Consider the following 15821-nt stretch of genomic DNA (forward strand, 5'->3'; position numbering starts at 1 on the left):
CCGAAGGAGAAGGCTCACCGTGCGCTGCACGCTGCCACCGTACACCTTCGTCAGGGCGTCGCCTGAGGCGTCCAGGATCCGACCGGACGCCCGCCTTGCCGCAGCGTATTGACCTAGCGCCGGGAGCGCAGCGCGGCGTCGACGGCGGGGTCTCCGAGGGCGCCGAGCCAGTCCAGCAGCGCCGGATAGGTCGAAGGGTTCGCGGCCACGTACGAGCGCAGGTGGGGTGCCTCCGCCGAGATCCGCGCGAGGTCCGCGAGCGGCGTCGACGGGTCCATCGCCTGGGCCACCGACCACCCCGGCGCCTGGGCGGGCGGCGCCTGCACGGGCGGGAGCACCTGCGTGGAGTCGGGCGCGAGGGCGGCGCGGACGGGCTCCATCTGCTGGGTCGCGTCGACGGGGCGGGGCGCCGGGCGGGACGCGGCCGCGGCCACCGGGGTCGGCGACGTGCCCGTCGCAGGCTCCGTCGTCTCCGCCTCGGTCGGTGCCGGCTCGGTCGGTGCGGGCTCGGTCGGCGCGGGCTCGGGCGTCGCCGGTCCGGTCGGCGCGGGCTCGGGCGCCGCAGGGCCGGAGGCCGGGAGGTCGGAGGACGCCGGGTGCGTCGGCTCGGGATCGGGCGTCTCGGGCGCGGACGCGACGAGCGCACGGACCGACGGCGGCACGAGCAGGACGGCGAGCGCGATGGCCGGCAGACCGAACGCCACCAGCAGCTCCTCCACGTTGGACTGCGTGCCGAGACCGGCGCGGGCGACGACGATCACCAGGCCGAGCACCACGATCACGCACGCGGCGCCCACGGCGGCGGCGTGCCCGGTGCGCGGGTCGCGGGCGAGGGACCGCCGCGCGGCGATCGCGACCCCGACCATCAGCACGCCGACGACGAGCCGCAGCACGCGGCCCACGCGGACGCCGTCCGCCACGATCAGCACCAGCGCGACGAGGGCGACGAACGCCGCGACCAGCGCCACGATGGCCAGCGCCCGCAGCGCGACGGCCACCCAGCGGGAGGCCCGCACGTCGTCGGGCTCTCCCGCCGTCGCCGCGGCGTCGTCGACGATGCATCGCGCCGTGACCGCCGCGACCACCGGGAGGAGCAGGAGGCCGAGGCGCTGCCCGTGCACGCTCTCGAACCAGGGGTCCGCGTTGCCCCCGGCGAAGAGCACGAGCTCCAGCGTGACGGCGCCACCCAGGGCCAGCAGCACGTAGCCGGAGGCGAGGTCGCCCGAGCGCAGGTACGTCCCGACGGTGAACCACAGCACGCCCAGCACCACGAGGGCGTTGAGGAGTCCGACCACGGACACGGCCCAGGGAGCACCCTGCACGAGCGCCGCGACCGGGGTCGCGAGCGTGCCGAGCGCGACCACCCCGGCGACGACCGCCGGGGCGTGCGCCCACCGGGGCGCGGCCGCGAGCGCGGCACCCGCGAGGCCGACCGCGAGCCCGGCTCCGACGCCGCCCGCGGCGTCCGCCGGGGCGAGGGCGTCCAGCACCAGGTACACGACCGCGACGACCGCGTAGGGGACGCAGGCGAGCGCCACCGTGCGCCGTGAGGTCAGGACGTCCCACGACGACGGGCCGACGCCGCCGCGCCGCAGGTACGGGGCGGCGATCGCCAGGAGCGCGAGGACGGTCGCGAGCACGATCTCCAGCCGGTCGCTGCCACGGTGGGCGTGGTCCCACGGCAGCGGGAGGGCGACGAGCAGCGCGAACGCGGCCACCACGTCGCGCACGAGCTCGCGGACCGCCACACCGCCGAACGGCGAGCGCTCCTGCTCGGGGGCGTCGAGGGTGTCGGGATCGGTCATGCGTGCGTCTCCAGGGCTGGGATCCGAAGGGGACCGGGCCATCGTGCCCCCGCACCCGTTTCTACCCGACGCCGGCCCTTCGCGTCGTCTCCCGCGCGGACGGGTCGGTCACACCGTCGCCGCTCCCGCACGCCGCGCTCACCCTCCGCCCGCAGATCCCGGCACGGTGCCGGCTCGCTGCCGGTACGGACGCGGGTCAGATGCCGAGCTGGTACACGCCCCAGTACGCGAGGGTGCCCAGGAGCGCGAGCGACCCGGCCAGGGTGCACCAGAACGTCAGCACGGCGGGCCAGCCGCGCGCGACCACCACGACGTCGTCCCCCGCACGGCGCTCCGCCCTGGCGTCGGCCACCCGGCGGATCACCAGCGCGGCGGCGACGGCCGTCGCGACCCCGAGGAGGCGCACCACGATCCAGCCGCCCTGCACGACGAGGTCGTCGCGCTGGTAGTCGAGGGCGAGGCGCGCCACCGCCAGGAGGTACACCACGAGCGCGACCATCGTCGCCACCGAGCCCAGGCCGAGACCCAGCAGCGACGACCGGAGCCCGCGGGCGAGGCGCGGCGCGGCGACCGACGACCGGCGCAGGAAGGCGCGCCGCACCAGCGCGTGCACGCCCCACACGAGGGGGCCGACCACGAGCAGCGCGGCGCCCGCGATCACCGCGCCCACGACGATGTCCCCGTTGCCCCACCACCGCGGCTGCGGGACGGCCGACGCGACGTAGAGCTGGTTGGGAGTCTCCCCGGCGACCCGGGGCGGCGCGTCGGCCGTGCCGGGCATGCCCTGGATCCAGGTGGCGACGTCGCGCGCGAAGTCGGGGTGCAGGTGCATCCCGCCGTCCAGCGGCACGTTGATCCCGTGGTTGGCCCCGGCGTAGTAGCGCACCGTCACGGGGGCGTCGTCCCCGTTCACGGCGGTGTCGGCGATGACCTGTCGCGCGCCCTGCTCGACCGGCATCGACGGGTCGGCCGTGCCGTAGGCCACGAGGACGGGTGCGGTCTGCCGCTCGAGCCACGGGCGCACGTCGAAGTCGGCGTACTCGAAGCCGCCGCCGGGCAGCTGCATCCCGACCGCCCGCGGGATCGCGCGGAACACCTGCTGGGGCACCCCGGTGTTGCGCAGGTAGCTGTCCACCGCGAACGCTGCCTGCTGGCGGGGCGGCACCACCGGCGCCGAGACGAGGACCGTGTACGCGATGGTCGGGTCCTGCGCCTGCATGACGGGCACGATCCAGGTGCCCTCCGACTCCCCGTAGACGCCGACCTGCGCGGCGTCGACGCCGTCGATCGTGCGCAGCAGGTCGACCGAGTGCTGGTAGTCCGCGGCCATGGCCACGTAGTCCCGGTCCCGGGTGGTGTAGGTGTCCAGCCGCTTGTCGGGCACGAGCGTCACGACGCCCGCGCTCGCGAGCGCGGTGGCCGACTCGGTGAAGGCCTCCGTGGACTTGCCCGTGCCCGCGCCGTGCACGTACACGACGCCCGGCCGGTCGGCCAGCAGGTCGCCGTCCTCGGTCAGCGGCTGGCGGAGCAGCCCGCCGACGACGGCGCCGTCGAGCGGGATCGTCACGGGCGTCTCGCGGACCTCGAACTCGCCGACCTCGCCGACGTCCGCGCCGGGTGCGACCCCGCCGATGGCCGTGTCGTCGGTGGCCGGGACGAGGTGGTCCGTCACGGGCACCGGGTCCCACTGCGGGCCGGCCACCGCCCCGGTCAGTGCCAGGCCCACCAGGATCGCCGCCGTCGTCGCAATAGTCCGGAACACCACGCAGCGATGCTACTCGGCACCGTGCCGGGAGACGGCAGGGATTTCCCCCACGACCTCGGAGGACGTCCCCTGGGAGCCGGCTGGCTCCCGCCCGCGCGACGTCAGAAGCCGAGGCGCTGCAGCTGCTTGGGGTCCCGCTGCCAGTCCTTGGCCACCTTGACGTGCAGGTCGAGGTACACGCGCGTGCCGAGCAGCTTCTCGATGCCCTTGCGGGCGTTGGTGCCGACCTCCCGCAGCCGCGACCCGCCCTTGCCGATGATGATCGCCTTCTGGCTGTCGCGCTCCACGAACAGGTTGACGCGGACGTCCAGCAGCGGCGGCTTCCCCCTGTCCGGGTCGCCGCTGCCCTCGCGCTCGAGGATCTCCTCGACCACGACGGCCAACGAGTGCGGCAGCTCGTCGCGGACGCCCTCGAGCGCGGCCTCGCGCACCAGCTCGGCGACCATGACCTGCTCGGGCTCGTCGGTGAGCTCGCCGCCCGGGTAGAGCGCCGGCCCGGCGGGCAGGTGGGCGACGAGCACGTCGGTCAGCTCGTCCACCTGGTAGCCGTCGCGGGCGGACACCGGCACGATCGCCGACCAGTCGCGGTCGACGGAGCGGGCGAGCTCGTCGACGGCCAGGAGGTGCTCCGCGAGGCGCCCGCGGTCCACGAGGTCGGTCTTCGTCACGACGGCGACGACGGGCACCGCACGCCGGCCCTCCATCAGGGGGGCGAGCTGCGAGGCGATGTACCGGTCGCCGGGGCCGATCTTCTGGTCGGCGGGCAGGCAGAACGCGATGACGTCGACCTCGCCGAGCGTGTCCTGCACCAGCGCGTTCAGCCGCTCGCCGAGCAGGGTGCGCGGGCGGTGCAGGCCCGGCGTGTCGACGAGCACCAGCTGGGCGTCGTCGCGGTGCACGATGCCGCGGATCGTGTGCCGCGTGGTCTGGGGCCGCGCGGACATGATCGCGACCTTCTCCCCCACCAGCGCGTTGGTGAGCGTCGACTTGCCGACGTTGGGCCGCCCGACGAGGCAGGCGAAGCCGGAGCGGTGGGCGTCGCCCTCGTCGTGCGGGGCGACGACGGAGGGATGGTGGCGCTCGGTGGTCATGCGTGTGCTTCCTTCTGGTCTGGCGGCGTGGCGTGCTGGCCACCCGCTGCTGGGTCGTCCTCGTCGTGCGAGGGAGAGGTCGTGCGGCGCACCCGGAGGGTGGCGAGCTGCTTGCGGCGGCCCTCGACGCGGTCGGCCACGAGGTGCAGCCCACCGACGTCGGCCGTCGCCCCCGTGAGCGGCACCTTGCCGAGGGCCTTGGCGATCAGGCCGCCCGCGGTGTCCACGTCGTCGTCGTCGAGCCGCAGGTCGAACAGCTCGCCGAGCTCGTCCACGGGCATCCGCGCGGAGACGAGGAACGTGCCGTCGCCCAGGTCCTCGGGCTCGAGCTCCGGGGCGGTGTCGTGCTCGTCGGTCAGCTCGCCGACGAGCTCCTCGATGACGTCCTCGACGGTGACGAGCCCGGCGATGCCGCCGTACTCGTCGACGACGACCGCGATGTGGGAGCGGGAGGCCTGCATCTCGCGGAGCAGCTCGTCCGCGGGCTTCGACTCCGGCACGAAGACGGCGTCCCGGGCGACCTCGACCACGGGCCGGTCCGCGGCCGAGGGCTCGTTCTCCAGCACGCGGGCGACGTCCTTGAGGTAGGCGACGCCCACGAGGTCGTCCACCTCCTCGCCGACGACGGGCACGCGCGAGTACCCCGAGCGGAGGAAGAGGCGCATCGCCTTGCGCAGCGGGGTCGTCGCCGTGACCGTCACCATGTCGGTCCGCGGCACCATGACCTCGCGGGTCAGCGTGCCGCCCAGCTGGACGACCGAGCGGATGAGCTCCCGCTCGGCGTCCTCGATCGCCTCGTTGTCGCGCACCCGCTCGGCGACCTCGCGCAGCGCGTCCTCGCCCGGGTCGTGCTCGCCGTCGCGCTCGGGGGCGCGCCCCGCGCCGCGTTCGGTGGTGCGGTCGGTGAGCCAGGCCGCGGCGCGGTGCACCGCGGACAGCGGCCCGGCGAGCGCGACGAGCACGGGCAGCGGCCGGCGCAGGCCGAGCGCGCGCGGGCTGAGGCGCACGAAGACGACGCCGGCCACGAGGCCCACGACGCCGGCCACGAGCAGCACCTGCCACCACGTGTCGAACCAGTCCGCGATCATCAGCGTGGCCGCCGCGAGCGCGACGGTCTCGGCGAACACCCGCACCAGCGCGAACGCCGCGACGGCGGCGGGCGGGTCGACGACGAGACCCTGCACCGCGCGCAGCCGGGTGAGGCGGGTGCGACGGGCCGTGGCCGTGAGGTCCTCCGCGGTCTCCGCCTCGATCACCGCGTCCGAGACCGAGGTGCGGGTGATCCGCAGCACCGCGGCCTCGCCGGCCGACAGCATCCCCGCCAGGGCGAGCGCGACCACGGCCACGAGCGCCAGCAGCAGCTCCGGTCCGTCCATCAGGCCACCATCCGGTCCGACGTCGCGCTCACCGGCCGGCGAGGAAGGTGAGCAGGAGCCGGCGCTGCAGCGCGAACATCTCCTTCTCCTCCTCGGGCTCGGCGTGGTCGTAGCCGAGCAGGTGCAGGATGCCGTGCGTGGTGAGCAGCAGCAGCTCCTCGGCCGTGGAGTGCCCCGCGACCTTCGCCTGCTGCGCCGCCACCTCCGGGCAGAGCACGACGTCGCCCAGCGTGCCGGGCGGCGTCTCCTCGCCCTCGCGCCCGGGGCGCAGCTCGTCCATCGGGAAGGAGAGCACGTCGGTGGGGCCCGGCTCGTCCATCCACTGCACGTGCAGCTCGGTCATCACGGCCGTGTCGACGAACATGATCGACAGCTCGCTGCGCGGGTGCACGTGCAGGGTGTCCAGCACGAACCGGCCGAGCGCGGCGAACTCCGCCTCGTCCACCTCGACACCGGACTCGTTCGCGACCTCGATGCTCATGACCTGCGTGCCCCTCGCTCGTGCGGGCCGCGGCCCTGCCGTCCCTGTCCCTGCCTGCCCTGGTCCGGGCGTGCCGTCGCCACGTCCCAGCGCGCGTAGGCGTCGATGATGTCGCTGACCAGCTTGTGCCGCACCACGTCCGCCGAGGTCAGCCGGCAGAACTCCACGTCGTCGACCCCGGTGAGGATGTCCTCGACCACCCGCAGGCCCGACGTCGTGCCGCCCGGCAGGTCCACCTGCGTGGCGTCGCCCGTGATGACCATCGTGGAGCCGAAGCCCAGGCGCGTGAGGAACATCTTCATCTGCTCGGCGGACGTGTTCTGCGCCTCGTCGAGGATGAGGAAGGAGTCGTTAACCGTGTTGTGCGTGACCAGGAAGTCGTCCGTGACGTACAGCGAGTCCGCCGCCGCGACCTGGATGCACATCGTCTCCTTCTCCCCGGCGGGGAGGATCGAGTCGATGAACCGCATCGGCCGGCCGCCGCCGAGCTCGGCGTACTTCTGCGCCTTGCGCGTGAGGCGGAACGGCGCCACGCCCTCGGGCAGCCGGATCTCGACGACGAAGGCGTCCGACCGGTACGGGACGGGCCGGCCGTTCGCGAGACCGGGCTTGCGCCCCTCGGCCTCCCGCAGGCGCGTCGTCGCGGTACCGCCCAACGACTGGACGAGCCGCACAACGTCCTTGTGCAGCCGAGGGGACGTTGTCACGTACTGCACCCGGCAGGTGCGCCCGGCCTGTGTCACGGGACCACCATCGGTGTCCAGGAGTCCCTGGAGGACGGCGAGCCGCACGGCCCTGCTGTTGTTCAGGTAGACCTCGGGCACGAACTTCGTGCGCGACTTCTTGCCGTCCAGACCGAGCTCACGCAGCGCGACCTTGACCGGGTTCGCGACGATCACCCCGCCGCGATGGCCGTCGACGTGCCGGAGCACGTAGTTGTACCCGCCCTTGTCGACCAGCACGATCCTGGGCAGCGCAGCCTCGAGCGCCTCGGCGAGCTCGGGGTCCGCCGTCGTGAAGGAAGGGGTCGCGTACGAGGTGCTGCTCCCGTCGCCCAGCATGAGGCCGAGTGCATAGGGGTCCATCGGCACATCTTGGGGTTCTTGCTCCACCGGGGCGACCATCGGGAGCTCGAACCGCCGGGTATGGCCGTTCCACTCCTGGCCGAGCATCTCGCGGGTCTCGAGGGTCCGGGACCTACCGCGCCGCTTGTCGGAGGCGGTCCGCACGGTCCACAGGTGCTCACTGCAGCACACCGTCGACGACCCGTCGGACGCGGTCACTCGGTACACCTGCTTGACGCCTTGCGGGTAGATCCCGATCACCGGCGTGGGACGCCCGTCCGACCCGACCACCAGGTCGCCCACCCGGAGGCTGCCCATCTCGCGGAAGCCGGTCGGCGTGAGGATCTTCGCGTCGTAGGGCTGCGCACGGCCCCGCATGTAGGCCAGGGGCGCCACCTCGATGGTCCCGGCCTCGATGAGCCGCGGGATGGCGTCGGGGTCCATCATGTCGTGCAGCGCGTCGTACAGCGGCCGCAGGTACGGGTCGATCTTGTCCGACAGGGAACCAGGCAGGAAGCCGAGCTTCTCCCCCGCCTCCACGGCCGGGCGCGTGAGCACGATCCGGTTGACCCGCTTGGCCTGCAGGGCCTGCACGGCCTTGGCCATCGCGAGGTACGTCTTGCCCGTGCCGGCGGGGCCGATGCCGAACGTGATCGTGTTCGCGTCGATCGCCTCGACGTAGTGCTTCTGGCCCACCGTCTTCGGCCGGATCGTGCGCCCGCGGCTGGACAGGATGTTGAAGGTCAGGACCTCGGCCGGACGCTGCACGGACGCGGCGGTGAGCATCTGCACCGACCGCGCCACCACCTCGGGGGTCAGCGGCGTGCCGGACTCGACCACCTCGACCAGCTCGTCGAGGAGGCGGGAGACCAGGGCGACGTCCCCGGCCGGCCCGCTCACGACGATCTCGTTGCCGCGCGCGTGCACGTCGACGCCGGGGAAGCCGTCCTCCACGGCCCGCAGCACGGAGTCCCTGCTGCCCAGCAGCGCCACCATCGGCACGTGCGGCGGCACCACGATGCGGTGCTCGGTGGACCGTTCGGCGTGCGCGCCGGGCGTGCCGGGGGCGGTGTGGGGTGTCGATGTCATGGGCCGGCTGCCGCCGGGGCCCTCCTTCAGCGAGACGGTGCGAGAGACGATGCTAGGGACGTGCTGAGGAACCGAGTCTATCGAGCGGCGGCAGGCAGGACAGCCGAATTCAGGCCGGCGTCCAGCCCAGCTGGGCGCCTGCGAGCACGTGGCCGTGCACGTGGAACACGCTCTGCCCCGCGCGGGGCCCGGAGTTGAAGACGAACCGGTACTGGCCGTCGGCGAGGTCGCCGGCCACCCGGTCGGCCATCGCCACCACCTCGGCGAGCAGGGCCGGGTCCGCCTTGGCGAGCGTCGCGACGTCGCCGTGGTGCTCCCTCGGCACCACCAGCACGTGCACGGGCGCCTTCGGGTCGATGTCGCGGAACGCGATCACGCGGTCGGTGCTGGCGACCACGTCCGCCGGCAGGTCGCCGGCGACGATCTTGCAGAACAGGCAGTCGGTGCTGGGCGCGCTCGTCATGACCCGGACGTTACCGCGCGCCGCGACGGCGTGCCGTCGGTCCGCTCAGGCCCAGCGCCCGAGGCGCTCGCTGAGCAGCGCGACGGCGACCGGCCCGGCCGTGGACGTCCGCAGCACGTGCGGCCCGAGCCGCGCGGTCACGGCGCCCGCCTCCTCGAGCGCGGCGACCTCCGCGTCGGAGATCCCGCCCTCCGGCCCGACGACGACGAGCAGCGCCGGCGTGGCCGAAGTGGCCGGCGCTGCCGACGACGGCGCGGGGAGCGTGACGTCCGCGAGCGCCGTCGTGGCGTCCTCGTGCAGCACGACGACGGCCCCGCCGTCGGCGACGACGTCGCGGACGCGGACGGCGAGCTGCCGCGAGGTGACGGGTTCCGCCACGGGCGGGAGGCAGGCGCGCCGCGCCTGCTTCACGGCCGAGCGCACGGTCGCCACCCACTTGGCGCGCGACTTCGCCGCCCGCTGCCCGCGCCACACGACGACGGACCGGTCGGCCTGCCACGGCACCACCGCGTCGACGCCCACCTCGACGGCGGCCTCGACGGCCAGCTCGTCGCGGTCCCCCTTCGCGAGCGCCTGCACCAGGGTCAGCACGACGCCGGGGGGCGGCTCGACCACCACCTCGTCGACGCGCAGCCGCACCTCTCCGTCCTCGACGGCGTCGACCACGCACCGCAGCCGCGTGCCCGCGCCGTCGACCACGTCCAGCCGCTCGCCCGGGCCCCGGCGCTGCACGACGCCCGCGTGCCGCCCCTCGGCGCCGTCGAGCACGTAGACGTCACCCGGGCCGAGCGCACCGAGCGCCCCGCCGTCGGCGAGGAACACCGGCGCGCTCACGTCGTGCGCCCCGCCCGCGAGGCCCCGGGTGCCGCGCCCACGTCAGCGACCGCTCAGCTTGTCCCGCAGCCGCGAGAACACGCCCGGGTGCGCGGCGGAGAGGCGGGGCTCGGGCCGCTCCTCGCCACGCAGCGTGGCCAGCGAGCGCAGCAGCTCGGTCTGCTCGTCGTCCAGGCCTGTCGGCACCTGGACCTCGACGTGCACGTTGAGGTCGCCGCGGCCGCCGGCGTGCAGGTGCCCGACGCCCAGGCCCTTGAGCGTCACGACCTGCCCCGGCTGGGTGCCCGGCCGCAGGTCGATCTCCTGCTCGCCGTCCAGCGTCTCCAGGTCGAGCACGGTGCCGAGGGCGGCCGCCGTCATCGGCACCTGGAGGGTGCAGTGCAGGTCGTCGCCGCGCCGCACGAACGTGTCGTGCGGCTTCTCGCGGATCTCGACGTACAGGTCGCCGGCGGGGCCGCCGCCGGGGCCGACCTCGCCCTGCGAGGTGAGCTTGATGCGCGTGCCGGTGTCCACGCCGGCGGGCACGTTGACCGTCAGCGTGCGGCGCGAGCGGACGCGCCCCTCGCCCGAGCAGTCGGCGCACGGCTCGGGGATGACCGTGCCGAAGCCCTGGCAGGCTGCGCACGGCGCGGTCGTCATGACCTGTCCGAGGAAGGAGCGGGCCACGCGCTGCACGTTGCCGCGGCCGTGGCAGACGTCGCAGGTCTTGAGGTCGGTGCCCGGCCGGCAGCCGTTGCCGCCGCAGGTGCCGCACACGACGGCGGTGTCGACCTGGAGCTCGCGCTTGGCGCCGAACGCCGCCTCCGCCAGGTCGATGTCCATCCGCACGAGGGCGTCCTGGCCGCGACGGGCGCGCGGCACGGGCCCGGCGGGCTGGCCGCCGCCGCCGAAGAAGGTCTCGAAGATGTCCTGGAAGCCGAAGCCGTTGCCGAAGCCGGCGCCCGCGCCGCCGGACGGCGAGCTCGGGTCCACGCCCATGTCGTACTGCTGGCGCTTGTCCGGGTTGGACAGCACCTCGTAGGCGCGGGCGACGTCCTTGAAGCGTTCCTCGCCGGCCTCGCCGGCGACGTCGGGGTGCAGCTCGCGCGCGAGCTTGCGGTACGACTTCTTGATCTGCTCGGCCGAGGCGTCGCGGGGGACGCCCAGGATCTCGTAGTAGTCGGTCACAGGTCTCTCTTCGGTGACGTGTCGGTGACGTGCACGGTCAGGTCGGCTGGTTGGGGGTGCCGCCGCGGCCCGGTCAGCCGGGCAGCACCCGGGACAGGTAGCGGGCGACGGCCCGCACGGAGGCGATCGTGCCCGGATAGTCCATCCGGGTGGGGCCGATGGACCCCAGGATCGCCACGGTGTCGCCGTCGCCGCCGTAGCCGGAGGCGACGACGGAGGTCTCGGCGAGGCCGTCGAGGCGGTTCTCGTGCCCGATGCGGACGCCCACCCCGCCGCCCCGGCCGACGGGCTCGGCCGCCAGCTCGGTGAGGAGCCCGAGCAGCACGACCTGCTCCTCGAGCGCCTCGAGCACGGGGCTCAGGCCCTGCTCGAACCGCATGTCGGCCCGGGCCAGGTTGGCGGTGCCCGCCAGCACGATGCGGTCCTCGCGCTGCGCGCCGAGCGTGTCGACCACGAGGTCGGCGATGCCGCGGGCCAAGGGGGCGAGGGTGGCGTCCACCCCGGCCACGACGCGCGCGAAGGCCTCGGGCAGGTCGGCGAGCCCCTTGCCCGCCGCGGCGGAGTTGAGCCGCGCGCGCAGCTCGCTCAGCGTGCCCTCGTCGAGGGCACCGGGGTCGGGCTCCGGGCCGGCAGGGGCGTCCACGGCGACGACCGCGGGCTCCGCCCCCGGCCCGACGCCGACGTCGAGGAACCGCTGCTCCACGCGGCCGGCGTCGCTGATCACCACGACCAGCAACCGCGCGCCGCCGACGGGGACGAGCTCGAGGTGCCGGAGCCCCGCGAGCCGCAGCGACGGGTACTGGACCACCGCGACCTGGCCGGTGAGCTGGGCGATGAGCCGCCCGGCACGGCCGAGCACGTCGTCCATGTCGATCGCCTCGGACAGGAACGTCTCGATCGCCCGTCGCTGCGGGCTGGTGAGCGGCCGCACCTCCGCGAGCCGGTCGACGAAGAGGCGGTACCCCTTGTCGGTCGGGATCCGGCCGGCGGACGTGTGCGGCTGGGCGATGTACCCGGCCTCCTCCAGCGCCGCCATGTCGTTGCGGATCGTGGCGGGCGAGACCCCGAGACCGTGCCGCTCCGTGAGCACGCGCGACCCCACGGGCTCGCGCGTGTGGACGTAGTCCTCCACGATCGCGCGGAGCACGGCCAGGCGACGTTCCTCGCTCACGGTCCTCCTCGGGTCCGACGGGGTGATGCGGGCCCTCCTGCCCTGAGCGCCCACCCTTAGCACTCTCATGTCCCGAGTGCCATCCTACGCGGGCTCGCCGGAGGTCCGCGGGACCCGCGCCCGACACGCCGGGCCCCGGCCGGAACCCGCGCCGACCCGCACCCGCGCGCCGGGCTGAGGTACCCCGCGACCGTCTGAGGTACCCCGGCCCGCGAAGATCCGGCACCTGACCGATCCGCGCCGGTACCTCAGGAACGGAGGGTGGAACCACCGGCGGCCGTCCGGACCGGACGACGCCGAGCGGAGAAGGAGACCGGTGATGAACGAGTACCTGTACTACGACGAGTTCCGCGCCCGCCAGGTCGACCTGGAGCAGGCGGTGCGCCAGGAGGCGGCGGCACGGAGCGCCGCACGGCAGGCCCGTCACGCCCGCCGTCGGGCGACCGCCCGCCGCCGCCGCGCGACCCGCCGCTCCTGGGAGCTGCCCGCGGGCCTGGTCCGGCCCTGGCCGCAGTGACCGCCACCTCGGGCGCGGCGGCGCCCACGGACGCGGCGGGGCCCCGTCCGGCCTGGCACGATGACGACGTGCCCACCCCAGCCGCCCCCTCGCCGCTCGTCGGCCGCGCCGCCGAGCTGACCTCCCTGCGCGAGGCGTTCACGAACGCCCGCGACGGCTCCGGCGGCGTGGTCGTCGTCGGCGGCGAGGCGGGCATCGGCAAGACGCGCCTCGTGACGGAGTTCCTCGCAGAGGTCGGCACGGAGATCGGGGCCGGCGACGCCGCGCCGCTCGTCCTGCACGGGCAGTGCGCCGACTCCGGGTCGGGCCCCCTCCCCTACGCCGCGCTCACCGGGGTCCTGTCCGACGTCGTCGACACGATCGGGCCGGAGGCGACGCTCGCCGCGGCCGGGCCGGCCGCGGACGCGCTCGGGCTCCTCGCGCCGCGCCTGGTCGACGTGCGGCGCGACGTCGACACCGGGCGCCTGCCCGAGGTGCTCGCCGACCTCATGACCGCGCTCGCCGGCGAGCGCCCGGTCGTCCTCGTCCTCGAGGACCTGCACTGGTCCGACGACGTCACCCGCACCGTGCTCGCCCGCCTGGCGCGTACCGCGCCCGCCACCACCCTGCTCGTCGTCGCCACCTACCGCAGCGACGACGTCGGGCGGCGCCACCCCTTGCGCACCACCCTGGCCGAGCTGGAGCGGGCGCGGCTCGCGACCCGCGTCGACGTGCCTCGCCTCGACGCCGCCGAGGCGACGCGGCTCTTCTGGTCCCTCGTCTCGAGGCGCCCCGACGCCCCCGACCTGCCCGGCACGGTGCTCGGCGAGCTCGTCGAGCGCAGCGAGGGTGTGCCGTTCTACGCCGAGGAACTGGCGGACTTCGCCGGTGACGCGCTGCCCGACTCGCTGCGCGAGCTGCTGCTCCTGCGCTACTCGTCCCTCAGCGACGCCGCCCAGCGCTTCTGCCGCACCGTCGCCGCGGCGGGTCAGCGGGCCCCGCACGAGCTGCTCGTCGCCATGCTCGGCGCGGGAGGCCTCGACGACGCGGAGGCCGCCGCCCGGGAGGCGGTCGACGCGCACGTGCTCGTGGCGGACACCGACGGCTACCGCTTCCGGCACGCGCTCATCCAGGAGTCGGTCGACGCCGAGCTCCTGCCCGGCGAGTCGCGCCGGCTGCACGCGGCGTGCGCGAGCGCGCTCGAGGACGGTGAGCGCACGCTCGCGCGGATCGCGGCCGCGGCCGACCACTGGTGGCGCGCCCGCCTGCCGGACCGGGCGCTCGCCTCGGCGGTCGAGGTCGTCGCGGTGCCCGAGACCTACGGGCAGGCGTCCTCCGCCGTGGTCGCCGCCGCGGGCGAGCGCGCGCTCGAGCTCTGGGAGCTGGTGCCCGACGCCGAGAAGGTCGCCGGGCTGCACCGTGCCGCCCTGCTGCGCCACGTGTCCGTCGCCCTGCAGGACTCCGCGCAGATCGACCGGGGGGCGGCGCTGGCCCGAGAGGCGGTGGCGGAGTGGCCCGCGGACGACCCCGCGGGGCGGGCGCAGGCGCTGTCGACCCTCGCCCACATCCTCGGCAAGGCCGGCGACCCGGGCTCGGACCAGATGCTCGACGAGGCGCTCGCCCTCCTGCCACCGGACGACCCCGCCGGCCGGGCCCCGCTGCTCCGGCTCAAGGCGCGGAACGCGATGATGGACCACCGCCACGGCGAGGCGATCGCGGCCGCCGGCGAGGCGCTCGCCGCCGCGACGTCGGTCGGCGACCGCCAGAACGCCTCGCTCGCCCTCAACCTCCGGGCGATGAGCCGCCTGGACCGCGGGGACCTCGACGCCCTGGACGAGCTCGAGCGGTCCCACGAGATGGCGGGCGACGACTGGCGCGCCCAGTGCCACTACTACACCAACGCGTCCGACACCCGCCTCAAGCTCGGCCAGTTCGCCGAGGCGGAGCACCTCGCCGAGTCGGGCGCGCAGTTCGCGCGCGCGCTCGGTGCCGGCTGGGCCACCCGAGCGATGCTCGAGGGGAACGTGGCGGAGGCGTGGATCGGGTCCGGCCGGTGGTCCGACGCCGAGGCGTGGTACGCGCGCTCCGTCCCGCTCGTCGACCCCAGCGACTACGCCGTGTACCTGGGCGAACGATGGACGTGGCTCACGATGTGGCGCGGTGACGTCGACGCCGCCCAGGCGCGGGCGCGGGTGCACCGCACGACCTGGCAGCGCTTCGGCCGGGTGGAGGAACAGATCCGGGCGCGGGTGTCGGGAACCCTGGCAGAGCTCGCCCTCCTGCGCGACGACCTGGACGACGCGCTCGACCTCGTCCGGATCGCCGTCGAGCCCGAGGCGCTGGGCCCGTTCTACCGGCTCACGACGCTCGCCGTCGCCGCGCGCGTGCTCGACCGCGCCCGGCGGGCGGGGCGGCAGGTCGACGTCGCGCCGTACCGTGCGGCGCTGGCGACGTGCACCGTGTGGCCGACCTACCCGACCTGGGCGGCGGTGTTCGCCGCCGAGCTCGGAGACGGGTCGTGGGAGGCGGTCGTCGCGGCCGACGGGCCCGCGCACCTGCGGCCCTACGCCCTGTACCGCGACGGGGCGTCGCTCCTGGAGGCCGGCGACCGCGCCACCGCGCGCGAGCGGCTGGACGCCGCCGTCGAGGCGGCGGACGCGATCGGCTGCGGCCTCGTGCGCGACCAGGCGCGCGCGCTGCTCACCGGCGCGGGCCTCGCCCGGGCCACCACCCGCGCACAGCATCCCGACCGCGCGCTCACCGACCGCGAGCGTCAGGTGCTGGAGCTCGTCGCCGAGGGTCTGACGAACGGGCAGATCGCGGAGCGGCTGTTCATCAGCCGCAAGACGGCGTCGGTGCACGTCTCCGCCATCCTGCGCAAGCTCGGCGTGTCCAGCCGCACGGAGGCGGCGGTCCTGGCGCGCGACGATCCGGCCTGACGTCGCCCGACGCACCTGTACACATGCCCTGAGCAGTCGTGTACGGACGGCCCCCTGGCGTCCTCCCTAGGCGTGACACC

The 15821-nt window shown here is 75.0% G+C and carries 11 protein-coding genes and 3 pseudogenes; 2 read left to right on the forward strand and 12 right to left on the reverse strand.

Annotated features, from left to right (window positions below):
- Window positions 1–113: 113 nt before the first annotated feature.
- The 12 genes and pseudogenes from ACFQ8E_RS08165 to ACFQ8E_RS08220 all read right to left on the reverse strand — a co-directional run bounded on the left by ACFQ8E_RS08165 (window position 114) and on the right by ACFQ8E_RS08220 (window position 12306).
- Complete coding sequence (locus tag ACFQ8E_RS08165; protein ID WP_430550072.1) at window positions 114–1805, reverse strand: hypothetical protein; 1692 nt, start codon at window positions 1803–1805, stop codon at window positions 114–116.
- 196 nt (window positions 1806–2001) lie between these two features.
- Window positions 2002–3570 (reverse strand): alpha/beta hydrolase family protein, encoded by a 1569-nt coding sequence (locus tag ACFQ8E_RS08170; RefSeq protein WP_430550073.1) that lies wholly within the window; start codon window positions 3568–3570, stop codon window positions 2002–2004.
- A gap of 101 nt (window positions 3571–3671) precedes the next feature.
- Complete coding sequence (gene era, locus ACFQ8E_RS08175) at window positions 3672–4661, reverse strand: GTPase Era (RefSeq protein WP_430550074.1); 990 nt, start codon at window positions 4659–4661, stop codon at window positions 3672–3674.
- Complete coding sequence (locus ACFQ8E_RS08180) at window positions 4658–6037, reverse strand: hemolysin family protein (RefSeq protein ID WP_430550075.1); 1380 nt, start codon at window positions 6035–6037, stop codon at window positions 4658–4660. Before ACFQ8E_RS08180 ends, era begins: the two co-directional genes overlap by 4 nt.
- Before the next feature lie 28 nt (window positions 6038–6065).
- Entirely contained in the window at window positions 6066–6518 is a 453-nt protein-coding gene (ybeY, locus tag ACFQ8E_RS08185; protein ID WP_429732311.1) for an rRNA maturation RNase YbeY, read from the reverse strand.
- A pseudogene (locus tag ACFQ8E_RS08190) lies at window positions 6515–6877 on the reverse strand (PhoH family protein); the annotation flags it as partial. The gene ybeY and the pseudogene ACFQ8E_RS08190, both read right to left, overlap by 4 nt.
- A gap of 267 nt (window positions 6878–7144) precedes the next feature.
- Window positions 7145–7960 (reverse strand): annotated as a pseudogene (locus tag ACFQ8E_RS08195) (LAGLIDADG family homing endonuclease); the annotation flags it as partial.
- A pseudogene (locus ACFQ8E_RS08200) lies at window positions 7949–8671 on the reverse strand (PhoH family protein); the annotation flags it as partial. The pseudogenes ACFQ8E_RS08195 and ACFQ8E_RS08200, both read right to left, overlap by 12 nt.
- A 109-nt stretch (window positions 8672–8780) precedes the next feature.
- Complete coding sequence (locus ACFQ8E_RS08205) at window positions 8781–9134, reverse strand: histidine triad nucleotide-binding protein (RefSeq protein ID WP_430550076.1); 354 nt, start codon at window positions 9132–9134, stop codon at window positions 8781–8783.
- A gap of 45 nt (window positions 9135–9179) precedes the next feature.
- Complete coding sequence (locus tag ACFQ8E_RS08210) at window positions 9180–9968, reverse strand: 16S rRNA (uracil(1498)-N(3))-methyltransferase (RefSeq protein ID WP_430550077.1); 789 nt, start codon at window positions 9966–9968, stop codon at window positions 9180–9182.
- Window positions 9969–10010: 42 nt separating this feature from the next.
- Window positions 10011–11135, reverse strand: coding sequence for a molecular chaperone DnaJ (gene dnaJ / locus ACFQ8E_RS08215; RefSeq protein WP_430550078.1), 1125 nt, complete (start codon window positions 11133–11135; stop codon window positions 10011–10013).
- Between the two features lie 73 nt (window positions 11136–11208).
- Entirely contained in the window at window positions 11209–12306 is a 1098-nt protein-coding gene (locus ACFQ8E_RS08220; protein WP_430550079.1) for an HrcA family transcriptional regulator, read from the reverse strand.
- A gap of 319 nt (window positions 12307–12625) precedes the next feature.
- Here ACFQ8E_RS08220 and ACFQ8E_RS08225 point away from each other — a divergent pair, with 319 nt between their 5' ends.
- The gene (locus ACFQ8E_RS08225; protein WP_430550080.1) at window positions 12626–12823 is read left to right on the forward strand and encodes a hypothetical protein; all 198 of its coding nucleotides are present in this window, start codon (window positions 12626–12628) and stop codon (window positions 12821–12823) included.
- 68 nt (window positions 12824–12891) lie between these two features.
- The gene (locus ACFQ8E_RS08230) at window positions 12892–15741 is read left to right on the forward strand and encodes an AAA family ATPase (RefSeq protein WP_430550081.1); all 2850 of its coding nucleotides are present in this window, start codon (window positions 12892–12894) and stop codon (window positions 15739–15741) included.
- Window positions 15742–15821 lie beyond the last annotated feature (80 nt).

This window comes from Isoptericola sp. NPDC056573 (assembly GCF_042793335.1).
Classification (GTDB): Bacteria; Actinomycetota; Actinomycetes; order Actinomycetales; family Cellulomonadaceae; genus Isoptericola.

What these genes read in the sequence shown, in the direction of transcription:
- ACFQ8E_RS08165 (WP_430550072.1), bottom strand. Translation starts at nt 1,805, where the DNA reads ATGACCGATCCCGACACCCTCGACGCCCCCGAGCAGGAGCGCTCGCCG.
- era (WP_430550074.1), bottom strand. Translation starts at nt 4,661, where the DNA reads ATGACCACCGAGCGCCACCATCCCTCCGTCGTCGCCCCGCACGACGAG.
- ACFQ8E_RS08180 (WP_430550075.1), bottom strand. Translation starts at nt 6,037, where the DNA reads ATGGACGGACCGGAGCTGCTGCTGGCGCTCGTGGCCGTGGTCGCGCTC.
- ybeY (WP_429732311.1), bottom strand. Translation starts at nt 6,518, where the DNA reads ATGAGCATCGAGGTCGCGAACGAGTCCGGTGTCGAGGTGGACGAGGCG.
- ACFQ8E_RS08205 (WP_430550076.1), bottom strand. Translation starts at nt 9,134, where the DNA reads ATGACGAGCGCGCCCAGCACCGACTGCCTGTTCTGCAAGATCGTCGCC.
- ACFQ8E_RS08225 (WP_430550080.1), top strand. Translation starts at nt 12,626, where the DNA reads ATGAACGAGTACCTGTACTACGACGAGTTCCGCGCCCGCCAGGTCGAC.